Consider the following 611-nt stretch of genomic DNA (forward strand, 5'->3'; position numbering starts at 1 on the left):
CACAATAGGCGAACGCTGATGGGCAGTCCCTTGGGGTCGCGCAAATTGTCCTGCACCAAGCGGAAAGCCCGAAGGTAGTTGGTGACTTCCTCGACGTCTTCCGTGTTGCTGACGACAAAGCCAGCCTCCTCATCGAAGAGGTCGGTAAGTGTGGCCTGGGTGCCTTCGATCTGAGAGGTGAGCAGTGCCTCCTTGCGGATTGCGCTGTAGAGCAGCCAGTCCACCGACGGCACCAGTCCGGATACACCGGACAGTCGGGCCAGCACCAGTTCTGCTGCGCGATTGGCCTCGACGAACGACTCCGGTGCCAGCGGAGGATTGCCCGGCGGCAGCGAATTCGGCACGAAGGCCTGGACGGCCTCGCCCAATGTAGTGGAGGTGATGCAAGTTCCAGTGGTGCGTATCAAATTAAAGAGCCCTTGAATTTACTTCGATCACATTAAAGCATACTTTAATATCCCGATCAATATTAAAGATATCTTTGCTGTTACCCACCTCTCACCCGTTTCAGCGACTCAATGATCTGGCTATCCATAAATTTCGACTGCTTCATGTAGAACCTCCTCATATCGAGAAAATTCTACTTCTATTCCCAACTTTTTACAGGGGGG

1 protein-coding gene is annotated in these 611 nt (G+C 53.4%); it reads right to left on the reverse strand.

Features of this window, described 5'->3' with window-relative positions:
- The coding region (locus M6F29_RS12035; RefSeq protein WP_298160258.1) for a Fic/DOC family N-terminal domain-containing protein at positions 1 to 407 on the reverse strand (407 nt) is incomplete at its 3' end.
- Positions 408 to 611: the final 204 nt, after the last annotated feature.

The organism is Ferrovum sp., assembly GCF_027317285.1.
Taxonomy (GTDB): domain Bacteria; phylum Pseudomonadota; class Gammaproteobacteria; order Burkholderiales; family Ferrovaceae; genus Ferrovum.